Below are 16,345 nucleotides of genomic sequence, written 5' to 3'. Positions count from 1 at the left end.
AACGCCTCACGCACCGCTGACCGGCCCGCTCTCCTACTCCCCGCCGCCCCCTCCGCAGCCGCCGCTCTCTCCGCCCCCGCTGTCGCCGCTCCAGCCGTTGCCGGACTCGTGCTGCTTCACGTTGTAGCGGACCGCTGCGGCGGTCCACTCGGAGCGGCGCATGACCTTCATCACCGTCCGGCCCGTGCGGCCGAGGCGGGTCAGGTCGCCGGCCAGGCCGATGGCGGAGGCCAGGGCTGCCAGCACCCGGGCGCGGTGGTCCGGATATCCCGCCGCCTCGGCCGCCGCGAACCGGTCGAGGACGCCCGGCGCGAGGTCCGGCACGCCCGGGTAGTGGCGGTGGTACGGGATGACGCCGAGGAAGCGGTGGGTCTTCCGGGACAGGACGGAGCGCTCGACCAGGGAGTCCAGGTACTTCTCCTGTACGTACCGGTCGTACTCGCCCACCCAGCGCCGGGCGCGGATCCCCCGGCGGCGGCGGCCCTTGGCCGGCGGGTCCAGGGTCCGGAGCAGGGCGGCGAGGAGCGGGTCGGCCGGGTCCAGCGGGTTCACCACCTGGATCCGGCCGCCCTCCTCCCGTATCCGGCCCTGGATCTCCAGCTCCGCGAGGGCCGCCCCGGCGGTCCCGTACGCCAGATCGCGGGCCCCGCACGTCGGCTTGCCCCGGTCCGGATCCAGGGCGAGCAGGATCAGCTCTTCCGGCAGCGTCAGCGCGGGGGCGTCATGCGTCATGGCGCGGTGACGATCCTTCCGGTCACGTCGCCGAGGCCCACGCGGGTGCCGTGCGGGCCGGGGGCCCAGGCGGTCAGCGTGACCGTGTCGCCGTCCTCCAGGAACGTCCGCTTGCCCTCGGGGAGTTCGAGCGCGTCGCGGCCGTTCCAGGTCAGCTCCAGGAGCGAGCCGCGCTGGGCGGGCTCGGGGCCGCTGACGGTGCCGGAGCCGTACAGGTCACCGGTGCGCAGCGACGCGCCGTTCACCGTCATATGGGCGAGCTGCTGGGCGGCCGTCCAGTACATCGAGGCGAACGGCGGCTCGGCGACCACCTGCCCGTTGATCTCGACGGTGATGCGGATGTCGAAGCCGCCCGGCTCCTCGTCCGCCGCGTCGTCGAGGTAGGGGAGGAGGGGGACGTCGCGGGCCGGGGGCGCCGTGCGGGCGGCGTCCAGGGCCTCCAGCGGGGTGACCCAGGCGGAGACGGAGGTGGCGAAGGACTTGCCGAGGAACGGGCCGAGCGGCACGTACTCCCAGGCCTGGAGGTCGCGGGCCGACCAGTCGTTGAGGAGCGAGAGGCCGAAGACGTGCTCGCGGAAGTCGGCCAGCGGTACCGGGGTGCCGTGCGCGGAGGGGACGCCGACGACGAAGCCGACCTCGGCCTCGATGTCGAGCTTCACCGAGGGCCCGAAGACGGGGGCCGGGTCGGTGGGGGCCTTGCGCTGGCCGCTGGGGCGCACCACGTCGGTGCCGGAGACCACGACGGTGCCGGAGCGGCCGTGGTAACCGATCGGCAGGTGCTTCCAGTTGGGGGTGAGCGCGTCGCCGTCCGGCCGGAAGATCTGTCCGACGTTGGTGGCGTGGTGCTCGCTGGCGTAGAAGTCGACATAATCCGCGACCTCGTACGGCAGGTGCAGGATCACCGCGTCCACCGGGTACAGCAGCGGCTCGATGTCCGCGCGGTGGGCGGGGACCGTCAGCCAGGCGGTGAGCGCGCGGCGCACGTCCCGCCAGGCGGTGCGGCCCGCCGCGAGCAGCGGTGTCAGGCTCGGCTGCGCGAGCAGCCCCGCGTAGGGGGAGCCCAGCGCGTGGGCGGCGGCCCCGGCGTCCAGGACGTGGTTGCCGATGCGGACGCCGACCCGGCGGTCGTCGGGGTGGTCGGGGGTGGAGAACACACCGTACGGAAGGTTGTGCGGGCCGAAGGGGTCGCCCTCGGCCGGATCGAGCGGGCTGCTCTGCTCGGGCATGTGGTGCTGCCTCGCTTTCCAGGTCGCGTTGGGGGACACGTTACGTCGGTGCTCCTACCCAGCGGCAGTGCCCCGACTGTCCCCAACTGTGCGCATTGCCCGGAAAGTTCGTCGGGTCCCCCGGAAAACCGGGGGACCCGACGAAGGGAAACCGCGCGCCGCTCAGCCCGCCGTGCGCGGGATGCGCTTCTCCCAGGTGCGGTGGAAGACGACCTCCCCGCCGTCCTTGCAGATCACCTCGTTGGAGGTGATGAAGTCCTGGTCGTCGGCGGCGATCTCGGAGCGGGTCTCGATCTCCACGTCCCACGCCATCTCCGGGCGGTGCAGCCGGATCCGCCAGTCGGACCGGGTCCGCGCGGAGAGCGGGTCGTCCTGCTGGATCGTGTACGTCTCCAGGGCGTCCTCGGTGAATTCGAGGCCGTCGGGGTAGACCCGCGTACCGCCGTAGCGGGGGTCGACCTCCATGCGCCATTCGCCCTTGGCGACATCGCGGACGACGAGGCGTTCGGGGCGGGGCTCCTCCAGGGTGACCGGGTAGACCACGCCGAGCGGTTCGGACTGCTCGGGCTCCCCGAAGGTGATCGCCGGGTCCTCGGTGTGGCGGCGGACCGGGAGCTCGACGAAGCTGCCGTCCGCGTCCAGGGTGAAGCCCGCCGAGCCGGCCTGCGGCCAGATCCAGGGCCAGTAGGAGGAGGAGACGGCGAGCCGGATGCGGTGGCCGGGCGGGAAGGTGTGCCCGATGCCGTTGAGGTCGAAGACCACGTCCTCGGTCTCGCCGGGGGGCCAGTCGTCGGCGCGGTCGCGGCCGTGCCGGGCCGCGAGGTTGAGCACGCCCCGGGTGACCAGGGTGGAGGATCCGTCGGGGGCGACGTCGCAGAGCCGGGCGATGGCCTGGCCGCGCGGGACGTCCATCCGGACGCGGAGCTTCACCCGGGGGCGGCCGAGGATCTCGATCGGCGCGTCCTCGACGGGGAATTCGAAGGACACCGACTTCGCGTCCTCGTCCCGCTGGTCCGGCGGCAGGTCCGCGTCGTTGCCGAACGGGAAGAAGCGGCCCGCGTCCACGCCGGTCTGCTGCGGCGAGGCGACGATCCGCTCGCCGCCCTGGAGGGCGTACGCCACCGGGGAGACGTTCTCCGAGGGCCAGCTCGCGTCCCCGACCCAGCGGCCCGGCAGCGTCTCGTACACCGTGGCGGGCGGGTGCGAGCCGCTGATCCAGGACCGCAGCAGCGGCTCCCGCATCACACCCGTCTCCTGGCCCTTCAGGTGCTGGTCCCACCAGCGCAGCGTCTCCTGGAGGAAACCGATCGCAGGCCCCGGCGGCAGCCCCCGGTCGGGGTACTGGTGCGACCAGGGTCCGATCAGCCCGCGCACCTGCTCCGGGTCCAGGTGCTCCACGAGCCGCAGCACGGTGTCCCGGTACGGGTCGTGCCAGCCGCCGACCGCGAGGACCTTCGCCTTGATCGCGCCGTAGTCCTCGCAGACGCTGCCGTGCTTCCAGTAGTCGTCGCGGCTCTGGTGGGCCAGCCAGGTGTGGATGAAGGGGTCGACGGCCTCCAGCCGCTTCAGCCACATCTCCTTCCACTCGTCGCCGACCTGCGCCGGGTCCGGCGGGCGGCAGACGAAGGCGAGCATGGTGGCGGCCCAGGCGTGCATGTCCACGGCGAGGACGGAGCCGCCCATGTAGTGGACGTCGTTGTCGTAGCGGTCGTCGGCCGAGCAGACCGTGACGATCGCCTTCAGCGGCTCGGGGGCGAGCGCGGCGATCTGGAGCGAGTTGAAGCCGCCCCAGGAGATGCCGAACATCCCGACCCGGCCGGAGCACCACTCCTGCTGGGCCAGCCAGTGGATGACGGCGACCCCGTCCTCCAGCTCCCGCGCGTCGTACTCGTCGCCCGGCAGCCCCTCGCTGTTGCCGTGGCCGCGGACGTCGACCCGGAGGGAGGCGTAGCCGTGGCCCGCGTACCAGGGGTGGCGCTGCCAGTCGCGGGGCGCGGTCCAGTCGCTGAGCCGGTAGGGCAGGTACTCCAGCAGGGCCGGGACCGGTTCGTCGGTCAGCGGCCGCCAGATCCGGGCGTAGAGCCGGGTGCCGTCGGGGAGCGGGATGTACACGTCCTCGCGGGTGGTCTCGTACGGGAACTCGGTCGTGATGTTCATGGGTGGGTCACCTCGATGGACGACGACGGGGTGCGGAGGCGCGCTCAGTGGACGGGGTGCATGGTGCGTTTCAGCCATGGCGCGGCGGCGATCATCGCCACGCCCGCCGCCACGGCGATCGCGCCGTTGACGCCGAAGTAGGCGGGGTTGGAGACCTCGCCGTACAGCTTCACGATCTGGGCCTGGATGCCGTTGGCCAGGGCGAGCGAGAGGAACCACAGGGCCATCGTCTGGCTGGCGAACGCTTTCGGGGCGAGCTTGCTGGTGGCGGACATTCCGGACGTCTCCAGCAGGATGTCGCCGAGCCCGAGCAGCAGGTACGAGCCGACGATCCACCAGGCCGCCATGCGGTACGTGTCGTCGGCGTGGCCGGAGGTCGGCAGGACCATCAGCAGGAAGGAGAGCCCGCCGAGGATCACCCCGAAGGCGATCTTGTTGGAGGCGTGCGGCTGGCGGGGGCCCATCTTCGCCCAGACCGCGGCGACGACCGGGGCGAGCGCGACCTCGAAGGCGCCGAGCGCGGAGGCGTACCAGCTGGCCGGGAAGGTGAAGCCGAGGATCTCGGTCCGGGCGTTCGTCGACGCGAGCAGCATCATCGTGGAGTACGCCTGGAAGAGGATGAAGTTGAAGACGACGGATCCGAGGAAGAGGACGATGTACGGGCGGAGCCTGCCGCGTTCCTCGGCGGTGACCCGGGGGGAGCGGAACATCACCACGAAGTAGACGATCGGCGCGATCACCGAGATGACGGTGAGGACGTCGACGAACCGGTCCATCGTCAGCCAGCCCGCCAGGGCCACCGCGGCGACCGCGACGGCCCCGCCGATGATCAGCCGCACCGCGCGGCGCATCGCGTCGGGGGCCAGCGCGAACTCGGCGGCGTGCTTACGCCCGGCCAGGTGACGGCGGCCCGCCACGTACTGGATCAGACCGAGGGTCATGCCGACCGCGGCGGCCGAGAAGCCCCAGTGCCAGCTGACGTGGTCGCCGAGCCAGCCGGTGATCAGCGGTCCGGCGAACGCGCCGATGTTGATGCCCATGTAGTAGAGGGCGAAGCCGGCGTCGCGCCGCTCGTCGTCGGTGCGGTAGAGCTTGCCGACCATGGAGGCCACGTTGGGCTTGAGCAGGCCCGTTCCGGCGCTGATCAGACCGAGGCCCACCCAGGTCATGGCGTCGGTGGGAACGGCCATGCTGTAGTGGCCGCACGCGATGAGGATGCCGCCGTACAGCACGGCCCGGTACGAGCCGAGGATCCGGTCGGCCAGCCAGCCGCCCGCCACGGAGACCAGATAGACCAGTGTCCCGTAGGCGGCGGAGACGGAGGCGGCGGTTCCGGGGTCCATGTCCATGCCGCCGTTCGCCACTGTGTCGGCGAAGAACAGCACCAGGATGGCCTGCATGCCCAAGAACGAGAACCGCTCCCAGACCTCCAGGCCGGACAGGGTCATCAGTCCCCGGGGGTGCCCGAAGAAGGCGTGGTCGTCCTCGGGAGGGGGCTTGGTCGGCTCGGTGCCGGCGGTGCTGTGCGACAAAACGGGGACTCCTGATCGTATGAGCTGATCCCGAACATACCGGCGGTCATGGGAAGCCGCCCACGGTGATCCATAGCGGACCGGATACGCTGAAGTTGCTAAGGGAGACAGCGACACATCGACATTGCGTGTGATCGTCAGCAGACAGGAGATGCCCTCGTGACCGTCGTCGGGCCGTTCGGACTGCACGTGCGGGACCAGGCTCTTGAGGCCGATGTCCAGTCGGGCCTGGCCGCTGTCGAGGCGGGGCTGCTCGAAGCCACCAAGAGCGACGTGCCCTTCATCACGGATGCCGCCCAGCACCTCCTGCGCGCGGGGGGCAAGCGGTTCCGCCCGCTGCTGGTCATGCTCGCGTCACAGTTCGGCGATCCCGGCGCGCCGGGAGTCGTCCCCGCCGCCGTCATCGTCGAACTGACCCACCTGGCCACGCTGTACCACGACGACGTGATGGACGAGGCCGACGTGCGGCGCGGGGTGCCCAGCGCCAACACCCGCTGGGGCAACTCCGTCGCCGTCCTCACGGGCGACTTCCTCTTCGCCCGCGCCTCCCACATCCTGGCCGACCTCGGCCCCGAGGCCGTCCGCATCCAGGCGGAGGCCTTCGAGCGGCTCGTCACCGGCCAGATCCTGGAGACCGCGGGCCCGCGCGACGGCCGCGACCCGGTCGACCACTACCTGGACGTCCTCAGCGGCAAGTCCGGCTCGCTGGTCGCCGTGTCCGGCCGCTTCGGCGCGATGATGTCCGGCGCCGACGAGCGGACCGTGGACGTCCTCACCCAGTACGGGGAGCGGCTCGGCATCGCCTTCCAGCTCGCCGACGACGTCCTCGACATCGCCTCCGACTCCCACGAGTCCGGCAAGACCCCCGGCACCGACCTGCGCGAGGGCATCCCGACGCTCCCCGTCCTGCGGCTGCGCGCCCAGGCGGCGGCCGACGGCGAGCCCGACGACCTGGAGCTCGTCGAGCTGCTCGACGGCGACCTCGGCGACGACGCCGCCCTGGACGAGGTGCTGCGCCGGCTGCGCGTCCATCCGGCGCTGGAGCAGGCCCGCCAGGACGCCGTGCGCTACGCCCAGGCGGCGCGCGCCACGCTCGCACCGCTGCCCGAGGGGTACGCGAAGTCCGCGCTGGAAGAGCTGTGCGACGCGGTGGTGCACCGCGCGGGCTGAGAGAGCCTGCCCGCGGCGGCCTGCGCCGGGTCCTGGCCGTGGTGCGCGAGGTCCTCGCCGTGGTGCGCGGGACGTTGACGGCGCGTCGTCCGGTGGGGCGTACCCCTACTGGATGACGTACACGACCCTCCCGGTTGTCATACCGGAGCAGTACGTGGAGTTGATTCCCCGGGCTGACGCTTCGGACCGCCTTATTTGGTCAGATGGTTGACAACGGAAGCCGCCGACCACGGAGGTAGGGCACACCATGGCACCGAACGACAGCGCAGAGACCACCGGCGAGGCCACGAGCACTGTCGTGGGCCGCCGGAAGGCGGCGCGCTACATCGTCCCCGTCGCGGTCGCGGGGGTGGCGGCCGCGACCATCGGGCTCGTCCCGGCGCTCGCCAGCACCGGCGACCCGGACCTGCCGAAGATCACCGCACAGCAGCTCATCGAGAAGATCGCCGCTTCCGACGAGGAGCAGCTCTCCGGCACGTTCAAGATCAGCACCGACCTGGGCCTGCCCCTCGACGGCCTCGCGGGCTCGCTCGCACCGGGCGGCGCGGGCGGGGACAAGGACGGCGGCGCGGCGGACCCGCAGGACAAGCTCATGGAGCTGACGTCCGGCACGCACACGCTGCGCGTGGCCGCCGACGGTCCGGAGCGGCAGAAGCTCTCCATCCTCGGGGACGCGTCCGAGTACAGCCTCATCCACAACCAGGGCGAGGTCTGGGCGTACGACAGCGAGTCCGACGAGATCTACCACGCCGAGGCTCCCGAGGGCCGGGACGGCAGCAAGCACGCGGAGAAGGCCCCGAAGGCGCCCAAGGGCGCTCCGGCCACCCCGAAGGACTTCGCCGAGCAGGCGCTCGCGGCGGCCGGGGACACCACCTCGGTCACCGTGGACGGCACGGCGCAGGTCGCCGGGCGGGACGCGTACCAGCTGCTGATCAAGCCGAAGCAGTCCGGTTCGACGATCGGCTCGGTCCGTATCGCCGTGGACGCCGAGAACGGCGTACCGCTGAAGTTCACCCTGTCGGCGGCGAGCGGCGGCAAGGCCGTGGTCGACGCCGGGTTCACCAAGGTCGACTTCTCCAGGCCCGCCGCGTCCACGTTCGACTTCACCCCGCCCAAGGGGGCCGAGGTGACCGAGGCCGACGAGCTGGAGACCGGCAAGGACGAGCACGGCGCGGCGCAGCAGGCCCTCCCCGGGCAACTGGCCGAGCTGGACGGCTTCGAGGGCCTCAACGTCATCGGCAAGGGCTGGACCTCGATCGCCGAGATCAGGACCCCCGGCGGCACGGGGCTCCCCACGGCCGGCTCGGGCGACGTCCCGGCCGAGGCGCAGGGCTTCCTCGACGCGCTCGGCGACAAGGTCACCGGAAAGTTCGGTTCGGGCACGGTCTTCAAGACGCGCCTGGTCAACGCCCTGCTGACGGACGACGGCAGGGTGTACGTCGGAGCGGTGACGAAGGACGCGCTGGTCCGCGCCGCCGACGCCGCCAAGTAGGACACCCCGGCGCCCGTCCTGCCGGACGACCGGCGCCGGGCACCCCGCCCCGTCGCGCACCGTGCGGCGGGGCGGCAGTGCCGCAGGGGCGCTGCCAGCCGTGCGGACGGGACGGGAGAGGTGCGACCGGGATGACGACGACGGGAACGGCCGGGGCGACCGGATCGGCCGGGTCTGCCGAGGCGGGCGCGCGAGCCGCGTCGGGCGGTGCGGGCACGGCGGGTGCGGTGCGTGCGTCGGACGCGGCGAGCACCGGCGCTGCGGGTACGGCGGGTGCGGCGGGTGCGGAGGAGGCCGGTCCGGTCATTCGCACCCGTGGTCTGACCAAGCGCTACCGGGGCGGCCAGCTCGCCGTGGACGGCCTCGACCTGAGCGTGCCCGGCGGCAGCGTCTTCGGCTTCCTCGGCCCCAACGGCTCCGGGAAGACCACCACGATCCGCATGCTGATGGGCCTCATCACCCCGACGTCCGGCACCGCGGAGGTGCTCGGCCGCCCGATGCCGGGGGCCGTTCGCACGGTGCTGCCGCAGGTCGGCGCGCTGATCGAGGGGCCCGCGCTGTACGGCTTCCTGAACGGCCGGGAGAACCTGCTGTGCTACGACCGGGCCGACCCCACCGCCGACCCGCGTACTCGCCGGGCCCGCGTCGACGAGGCCCTGGAGCGGGTCGGGCTCGCCGCCGCCTCCGGGAAGAAGGCCAAGGCGTACTCCCTCGGCATGAAGCAGCGCCTCGGGCTCGCCGCCGCCCTGCTCCGGCCGCGCCGGCTGCTGGTCCTGGACGAGCCGACCAACGGCCTCGACCCGCAGGGCATGCGCGAGATCCGTGCCCTGGTCCGGGAGCTGGCCGCCGAGGGCACCACGGTGTTCCTCTCCTCCCACCTGCTGGACGAGATCGAGCAGGTCTGCACGCACGCCGCGGTGATGGCCCGGGGCCGCCTGATCGTCCAGGGCACGGTCGCCGACCTCGCCGCGGGCGCCCGGGGCCGGCTCGCCGTCACCACCCCCGACCCCGGGGGCGCGGCCCGCATTCTCGAGGAGCACGGACTCACCGGCCTGAGCGCCGACGGCGACCGGCTGACCGCCGACGCCCCGCCTGCCGCCGTGGACCTCGCCGACCTCAACGCGGCGCTGGTGTCCGGCGGGGTGCGGGTGCGCTTCTTCGGCGTCGAGCGGGGCTCGCTGGAAGACGCCTTCGTCGCACTCACGGGAGAGGGATTCGATGTCGCAGACTGAGAAGGTCACACCTGCGGGGAGCGCGGGCCCCCGCAACCCGCTGTGGACCCTGGGCATCCTCCGGTCCGAGATCACCACGCTGCTCCGCCGCCACCGGACCTTCGCCCTGCTCGGCGTGCTCGCCGCCGTGCCCGTACTCATCGGGATCGCGGTCCGGATCGAGACGGGCGGCGGCGGTGGGGCGGGCGGCCCCGACGGCGGGGCGGGGCCGGCGTTCCTCGCCCAGGTCACCAACAACGGCCTGTTCCTCGTCTTCGCCGCCCTGGCCGCGACCCTGCCGGTCTTCCTGCCGATGGCCGTCGGCGTCGTCGCGGGCGACGCGATCGCGGGCGAGGCGAGCAGCGGCACCCTGCGCTACCTGCTGGTCGCCCCGGCCGGCCGGACCCGGCTGCTGCTGGTGAAGTACGCCTCCGTCCTCACCTTCTGCCTGGTCGCGACCCTGGTCGTGGCGGCGTCGGCGCTGGCGGTGGGTGCGCTGCTGTTCCCGGTGGGCGAGGTCACCACGATCTCCGGGACCCGCATCAGCTTCGGCGAGGGGCTGGTAAGGGCGGCACTGACGGCGCTGGTCGTCGCGGTCTCCCTGACCGGGTTCGCCGCGCTCGGGCTGTTCGTCTCGACGCTGACCGGCAGCGGGATCGGGGCGATGGCGGCCACGGTCGGACTGCTGATCACGGTGCAGATCGTGGACAGCATTCCGCAGCTGAGCGGCGTGCACCCGTATCTGTTCGCGCACTACTGGATGTCCTTCGCGGACGTCCTGCGCGAACCCGTCCACTGGGACGACCTGATCAAGAACTTCCAACTGCAGGGGCTGTACGTCGCGGTGTTCGGCTCGGCGGCCTGGGCGCGCTTCACGGCCAAGGACATCACGGCCTGAGAGGCCTGGCAGGTCTCGGAGGCCTGAGAGGCCTGAGAGGCCTGGCAGGTCTGGGAGCCTGGGATAGACGATCCGGGAGGGCGCAACTCCTGGCTGGATCAGATCGGCGGGAGGCCGTCCGCGCCGTCGGCCGGGCGAGCCGTCCCCCGATCGGCTCGTCGCGGCACGAACGGCACGAACGGTGCGGACACCGGGAACGACACGACACGGTACGTTCCGTTTCCGCCTGGGTATTGTTCGGTCTTTGGCGACGAGATGTCAACAAGAGATTGGCTGGAACCCCCCTATGCTCACCGAATGATCACATCGCCGAGCAGTGTGCGCCGCAGCGAAAGATCACGCCGCGCGATCCTGCGGTCCGCTCTCGATCTCTGTACGGAGCGGGGGTACGGACACGTCACCATAGAGGCCATCGCGGCCGGGGCCGGGGTCAGCAAGAAGACGATCTACCGCTGGTGGCCGTCGAAGGGCGCGGTGCTGCTGGAGGCGTTCACGGACGCCCTGATCGACGCCACGCCGTTCGTGGACACCGGCGACATCGGCGCCGACCTGCGGGCCCACGTCGCCGGCGCGGTGAGACTGCTCTCGGTCCCGCCGTTCGGCCCCGCCTACGCGGGCATCCTCTCCGAGCTGCACCACGACGACCTGCTGGCCCAGCAGCTGCGGGAGGAGCTGGTCGACCCGCGCGTCGAGGAAGCGATCGGCCGGCTGCGCAGCGCCCAGGAACAGGGCCAGATCCCGCCCGGTGCGGACCTCCCGCTCGCCGTGGAGATGCTGTACGGCCCGGTCTACTACCGCCATGTACTGCGCAAGCCCGTCCAGGACGAGGAGACGATCGCCGCCCTGGTGAACCACGTGCTGCGCTCCCTGCGCGCGCCGGGCTACTGAGTCCCGCCGTCCGGATCCTGTCGGGTGGCGCCGCTCGCCCCACGCGTCATAGGGATGTCCCCGTGCCGTACGGCGAAGCGTTCCGGCGGAAGAGGCCGAGGACGGCATCCCTGGTGCCCTGCCACGGGTCCGTGGCCATCGCCGCCACCACGACCGCGGCGCCCGCCTCGGCGAGCAGCGTCACTTCGTCGGTCACGTGGGCCCCTTCATTTCTCGCCGCCGATGTTCATCGTGCCGTTCGCCGGCGCGTGGACGACGCCGTGCCCCGAGGCCCTGCTGATCACCGCTACGCGAAGCACTCCAGGATCAGGGGCAGATCCTCCAGCCACTCCTGGAGGCGGCTCCGCCGCCGGGCGGCGAGGAGGCACGGGTGGGCCGTGCCGCGGTGCGGGTGGACGACGACCCTGAGGTGCTTGGGGCCCTCGGCCGCGTACGTCACGGTGCCGATCTCGGCCCAGGGGTAGTGCGTCTCCGCGCCTTCCGGGCCCAGCGTGACGCCCGCGGCGTCGATCAGCAGGGAGCCTCCCGGGCCGACCGCCACGAACGTGAGGTCGGCGTCGGCCGGTGCGGCGCCCGCCAGGACGGTCGGGACCTGGTGCGGCGGGAGGGCGTTGGACGGGGCGTACGACGGCGGCGGCGGAAGCACGGGCACGGTGGGGGCGTACGCCGCGGCGGGAGAGTGCGTCACCGCGTCCTGTACGAACAGGTCCAGCAGGCCCGCCGGGGTGGGCCGCTCCCCCGGGTCCTTGGCCAGGCAGGCCGCGAGCACCGGGCGCAGCCCCTCCGGCACCCGGGCCAGGTCCGGCTGCTCGTGCACCGACCGGTACATCATGCCCATCGGCGTACCCGCCCCGAACGCGCTGCCGCCCGCCGCCGCGACGAGCACCGCGCCCAGCGCGAACACGTCGGCGGCGCCGTCGACCTCCTGCCCCTGGGCCTGCTCGGGCGCCAGGAACCCCGGCGTGCCGAAGGCCGTGCCGGTCGCCGTCAGCCGGGTCGATTCCAGTGCCCGGGCGATGCCGAAGTCCACGACCCGCGGGCCGTCCGGAGCCATGATGATGTTGCCGGGCTTGAGATCGCGGTGCACCAGGCCGCAGCCGTGGATCGCCGCCAGCGCCTCGGCGAGCGCCGCGCCCAGCCCCCGCAGCCGCGCCTCGTCCAACGGCCCCCCGGCCTCCAGGAGCGCGGAGAGGGTGGGCCCGGGAATGTACGCCGTGGCCAGCCAGGGCGCTGCCGCCTCCGGGTCCGCGTCCACCACGGGGGCCGTGTGGAAGCCGCCCACGCTGCGGGCGGCGGCGACCTCGGCGCGGAACCGCTCGCGGAAGTGCGGGTCGCTCGCGAGTTCCGGGCGGGCCACCTTCACGGCCACCGCGCGCCCTCCGCGGGAACGCGCCAGATAGACGGTGCCCATCCCGCCGGCACCCAACTCCCGCTCCACGGCGTACCCGCCGATCCGCTCCGGCAGCCCGCCGCCGTCCGCCCCGTACTCCATGCGCTGTACGCCCCCCTGTGTTCCGGCGGTCAGTATGACGCAGGGACCGGCCGGACCCGGGCCCGATGACGCAGTGACCGATCGGACCCGGACTCGATGACGCAGTGACCGATCGGACCCGGACTCGATGACGCAGTGACCGGCCGGACCCGGGCCCGCCGGGCCCGTCGTTCACGCCTCTGCCCTCCACCGGTGGCCGGGCCCGGTGCGGCGGGTGATGCTGGTCCGGCGCGTACCGGCTCCGGTGCACCGGTGCGCCGGAGCCGGAGGGCGGGTGGAGCCGTGGCGGACGCCGAGACCCCGGCCGGGCGCGGGACGCCCCGGGGCGTCCCGGACCAGCTGGACGAGGCACTGCTGGCGACCCTGTTCACCCAGTCCGCCGTCGGCCTGGTCGTGCTCGACCCGCAGCTCCGTCTCGTACGGGCCAACTCACTCGTCGACGGTGTGGAGACCGGGGAGTACATCGGCCGCCGGTTCACCGAGGCCTTCCGGCTCGACGACCCGGACGGCGCCGAGCAGCTCATGAAGCGGGTGCTCGCCGGCGAAGGCCCGGTGCGCGACCGCCTCGTGCGCGGCCGGCTGCGCGAGATCCCCGGCGACCGGGAGTTCCTGGTCTCCGTCTACCGCCTCGACGGCCCCGGCGGCCCCGACGCACCCGCCCTCGGCCTGCTGACCGCGGTCGTCGACGTCACCGAGCGCCAACGGGCCCGCGCCCGGGACGCCGCACTCGCCGCCGTGCGGGACGCCGTCGGCGGCTCCCTCGACGTTGCCGCCACCTGCCGCGCCTTCGCCGACGCCCTGGTGCCCGGATTCGCCGACCTCGCCGTCGTCGAGGTGGTGGACGACGTCCTGCGCGGCGCCGACCCGCCGGTGGGCCCGCTGCCGCCCGGCACCCCGCTGCACTGCGCCGCGAGCGGCCGGTGCGACTCCGTCCGGGACACGGTGGAGGGGCAGGGCGGAGACCGGGAGTGCTCGGCGGGGGTGACCCGCCGCCTCCCCGCCCGTACGCCGTACGCGCTCGCCACCACCGACCTGCGGGCCCGGCTGGTCCCGCTCGCGCCCGACACCTCCTGGCTGAAAACCGACCCGGACGGGGCGCGCGCCGTCGCGGAGACCGGCGCGCACTCCCTGATCGTCGTTCCCCTCACCCTGCGGGGCGCGGTCCTCGGGCTGGTCAGCCTCTACCGCTGCGGAGCGGCCGAGCCCTTCGACGACGACGACCTCTCCCTCGCGGTCGCGGCGGCCACCCGGGCGGCCCTCGGCATCGACAACGCCCGCCGCTACGAGCGCGAGCACGTCATCGCCGCGACGGTCCAGCGGCGGCTGCTCCCGCAGGCCGAACGGCAGCAGGCCGCCGTCGACACCGTGCACGTCCTGCTGCCCGGCCGGGACAGCGGCTGTTGGTTCGACACCATCGCCCTGTCCGGCGCGCGCACCGCGCTCGTCGTGGGCGGCGTCGCGGGTGAGGGCCTCCAGTCGGCGATCGCCATGGGCCAGTTGCGTACGGTCATCCAGGCGCTGGCCGGTCTCGACCTGGAGCCGGAGGAGGTCCTCGCCCGGCTCAAGGACACCGCCGACCGCCTCGCCCACGAACGCGCCGCCCTGCCCCCGGCCGACGCCCTCCGGGGCGAACCCCTGAGCGCGGGCTGCGTGTACGGGGTCTACGACCCGTTCACCCGGACCTGCACCGTCGCGCGCGCCGGGCATCCCGCGCCGCTGATCGTCGGCGCCGACGGGCGGGCGGTCGCCCTCGACATGCCGGAGGGGCCCGGCCTCTTCTCCACCGACAGCGCTCTCTTCGCCCCCGCCACCGTCACCCTGGAGGTGGGCAGCCTCCTCGCGTTCTGCACCGCCGACCTGCTCTCCGGGGACCACGCCACCGAACGCATCACGGAGGCCCTCGCCCGGCCGGACCGGAGCCTCCAGCAACTGGGCGACGACATCGTGTACGCGCTGCCGGACGACACCCGCTCCGCCGGTGCGGCCCTGCTCCTGGCCCGTACGGGCACGGTCTCCGACCACCTGGTCGCCACCTGGGACCTGGCCCAGGACCCCACGACGCCCGGCGCCGCCCGGGGGTTCGTACGCGACCGGCTCCAGGGCTGGGGGCTGGACGAGGACACCGTCGAGGCGACGGAGCTGATCGTCAGCGAGCTGGTCACCAACGCCGTCCGCTACGGCACCCCGCCGCTGCGGCTGCGCCTCCTGCTGGACTCCGCGCTGACCTGCGAGGTCCACGACGGCTCCACGGCCGCCCCGCACCTGCGGCACGCCGGGACCGTCGACGAGGGCGGCCGGGGCCTGTTCATCGTCTCCCGGCTCGCCTCCCACTGGGGAGCCCGCCACGGGCCGGACGGCAAGGTGCTGTGGACCGAGCAGGAACTGCCGGATGACGAGCCGGACGACGCGGACGGCGAACCGGGCGAGGTGGGTGACGAGGCGGACGGCGAACCGGGCGACGTGGGTGACGCGCCGGACGACGCGGGCGGCGGGCGGTAGCGGCGAGGGGCGCCTGCGGTTTCGGAGGCCGGGTCCTCGGGTGCCCGGGGCCCTCGGCCGCCCCGGGGCTCTCGGCCCGCCCCCAGCCCTCCGCCTCGCCTACCGGAGGACGATGTTCCGGCCCGGGCCTCCGTCGACGCTGTCCTTGCCGGAGCCGCCGACGATCAGGTCGTCGCCGTCCTGGCCGTGCACCATGTCGTCGCCGGAGCCGCCGAACAGGATGTCGTCGCCCTCACCGCCCATGACGTGGTCGTCGCCCGGGCCCGCGTACACGAGGTCTCTGCCGTCGTACGCCTCGATCATGTCGTCGCCCCGGCCGCCCCACAGCCGCTGGTCGCCGTCGACGGCCATCAGGTGGTCCATGCCGTCGCCGCCGTCCAGGACCGCGCGGCCCATGACCATGTCGTTCCCCGCGTCGCCCCGCACCGTGTGCGCGGTGTGGGCGTGCAGCATGTCGTCGCCGGAGCCGCCGCTGACGGTGGCGACCCCGGGGTCGCTGGTGGCGATCTCGTCGTCGCCGTCCCCGAGGAAGACGTGGATCCGGTCCGGGCGGGGACTGTCGGTGGGCAGCTCGCAGACGACGTAGGTCTCGTCCCCGGGGGTGAGGTAGGCGCAGTGGTCGCCGGGTACGAGCGGGACCGCGTCGCGGAAGCCGATCCGCCGCACTCCGTCGCCCCGGTCCATGGGAACCACGTGGAGGTCGTTCACCTGTCCCGCGCCGGCGGTGAAAGTGATCGACTGCTTCGCCCAGTCGGCGCCGACGCGGGCCTTCGCCCCGGTGCCGGTGGGGGCGGCGAGCGCCGGGGAAGCGGCGAGGCCGGTGGCGAGCAGGGCCACGACGGCCGCGTGGGCGGTGAGTCGGTGTCGGTTCATGGGGGCCTCGTCTCGGTGGGGCGGCCGGTGGGTCGGCCTGCGGGCGGGGGCCTGCCCGGGGTGCCGGCGACCGCGGCGCGAGGGCGGCGTCCTCACGACCGCGACCGGCGCGCTCCGGGACCCCGGACAGGCTCTGTTCGTCCCGGCGGGGCCGGGCGGGTGCGGTACCGCGTCA

Annotated in this window: 13 protein-coding genes; 6 read left to right on the top strand and 7 right to left on the bottom strand. The window is 73.4% G+C overall.

The window, feature by feature from the left end:
- Nucleotides 1–33: 33 nt before the first annotated feature.
- The 4 genes from N7925_RS13935 to N7925_RS13920 form a co-directional block, all read right to left on the bottom strand.
- The gene (locus tag N7925_RS13935; protein WP_274344015.1) at nt 34–732 is read right to left on the bottom strand and encodes a GOLPH3/VPS74 family protein; all 699 of its coding nucleotides are present in this window, start codon (nt 730–732) and stop codon (nt 34–36) included.
- Nucleotides 729–1,958 carry a fumarylacetoacetase gene (gene fahA, locus N7925_RS13930; protein WP_274344014.1) on the bottom strand — a complete coding sequence of 410 codons (1,230 nt, stop codon included), beginning with the start codon at nt 1,956–1,958 and terminating at the stop codon, nt 729–731. Before fahA ends, N7925_RS13935 begins: the two co-directional genes overlap by 4 nt.
- A gap of 162 nt (nt 1,959–2,120) precedes the next feature.
- The gene (locus N7925_RS13925; protein WP_265599937.1) at nt 2,121–4,115 is read right to left on the bottom strand and encodes a CocE/NonD family hydrolase; all 1,995 of its coding nucleotides are present in this window, start codon (nt 4,113–4,115) and stop codon (nt 2,121–2,123) included.
- A gap of 44 nt (nt 4,116–4,159) precedes the next feature.
- A complete protein-coding gene (locus N7925_RS13920; protein WP_274344013.1) occupies nt 4,160–5,647 on the bottom strand; it encodes a peptide MFS transporter in 1,488 nt (495 codons plus the stop codon).
- 159 nt (nt 5,648–5,806) lie between these two features.
- On the opposite strand from N7925_RS13920, the gene N7925_RS13915 reads away from it, so the two are divergent.
- The 5 genes from N7925_RS13915 to N7925_RS13895 all read left to right on the top strand — a co-directional run bounded on the left by N7925_RS13915 (nt 5,807) and on the right by N7925_RS13895 (nt 11,306).
- Entirely contained in the window at nt 5,807–6,817 is a 1,011-nt protein-coding gene (locus N7925_RS13915) for a polyprenyl synthetase family protein (RefSeq protein ID WP_274344012.1), read from the top strand.
- A gap of 247 nt (nt 6,818–7,064) precedes the next feature.
- A complete protein-coding gene (locus N7925_RS13910; RefSeq protein WP_274344011.1) occupies nt 7,065–8,309 on the top strand; it encodes a LolA family protein in 1,245 nt (414 codons plus the stop codon).
- A 131-nt stretch (nt 8,310–8,440) separates the two neighbouring features.
- Complete coding sequence (locus tag N7925_RS13905; protein WP_274344010.1) at nt 8,441–9,541, top strand: ABC transporter ATP-binding protein; 1,101 nt, start codon at nt 8,441–8,443, stop codon at nt 9,539–9,541.
- Entirely contained in the window at nt 9,528–10,418 is an 891-nt protein-coding gene (locus N7925_RS13900; protein ID WP_265599933.1) for an ABC transporter permease, read from the top strand. Before N7925_RS13905 ends, N7925_RS13900 begins: the two co-directional genes overlap by 14 nt.
- A 297-nt stretch (nt 10,419–10,715) precedes the next feature.
- Nucleotides 10,716–11,306 carry a TetR/AcrR family transcriptional regulator gene (locus N7925_RS13895; protein WP_274344009.1) on the top strand — a complete coding sequence of 197 codons (591 nt, stop codon included), beginning with the start codon at nt 10,716–10,718 and terminating at the stop codon, nt 11,304–11,306.
- Between the two features lie 46 nt (nt 11,307–11,352).
- Here N7925_RS13895 and N7925_RS13890 read toward each other — a convergent pair whose 3' ends face one another.
- Together N7925_RS13890 and N7925_RS13885 are read right to left on the bottom strand one after the other, a co-directional pair.
- Nucleotides 11,353–11,502 (bottom strand): hypothetical protein, encoded by a 150-nt coding sequence (locus N7925_RS13890; RefSeq protein WP_274344008.1) that lies wholly within the window; start codon nt 11,500–11,502, stop codon nt 11,353–11,355.
- A 90-nt stretch (nt 11,503–11,592) separates the two neighbouring features.
- Complete coding sequence (locus N7925_RS13885; protein ID WP_274344007.1) at nt 11,593–12,798, bottom strand: serine/threonine-protein kinase; 1,206 nt, start codon at nt 12,796–12,798, stop codon at nt 11,593–11,595.
- Between the two features lie 282 nt (nt 12,799–13,080).
- On the opposite strand from N7925_RS13885, the gene N7925_RS13880 reads away from it, so the two are divergent.
- The gene (locus tag N7925_RS13880) at nt 13,081–15,297 is read left to right on the top strand and encodes a SpoIIE family protein phosphatase (protein WP_274344006.1); all 2,217 of its coding nucleotides are present in this window, start codon (nt 13,081–13,083) and stop codon (nt 15,295–15,297) included.
- A 99-nt stretch (nt 15,298–15,396) separates the two neighbouring features.
- Here the strand turns inward: N7925_RS13880 and N7925_RS13875 are convergent, their stop codons facing one another.
- Entirely contained in the window at nt 15,397–16,170 is a 774-nt protein-coding gene (locus N7925_RS13875; protein ID WP_274344005.1) for a calcium-binding protein, read from the bottom strand.
- Nucleotides 16,171–16,345: the final 175 nt, after the last annotated feature.

It is taken from the genome of Streptomyces sp. CA-278952, from assembly GCF_028747205.1.
Taxonomy (GTDB): domain Bacteria; phylum Actinomycetota; class Actinomycetes; order Streptomycetales; family Streptomycetaceae; genus Streptomyces.
Note: the sequence above shows the minus strand (reverse complement) of the source record. Positions and strands in the feature narration are given on the sequence as shown.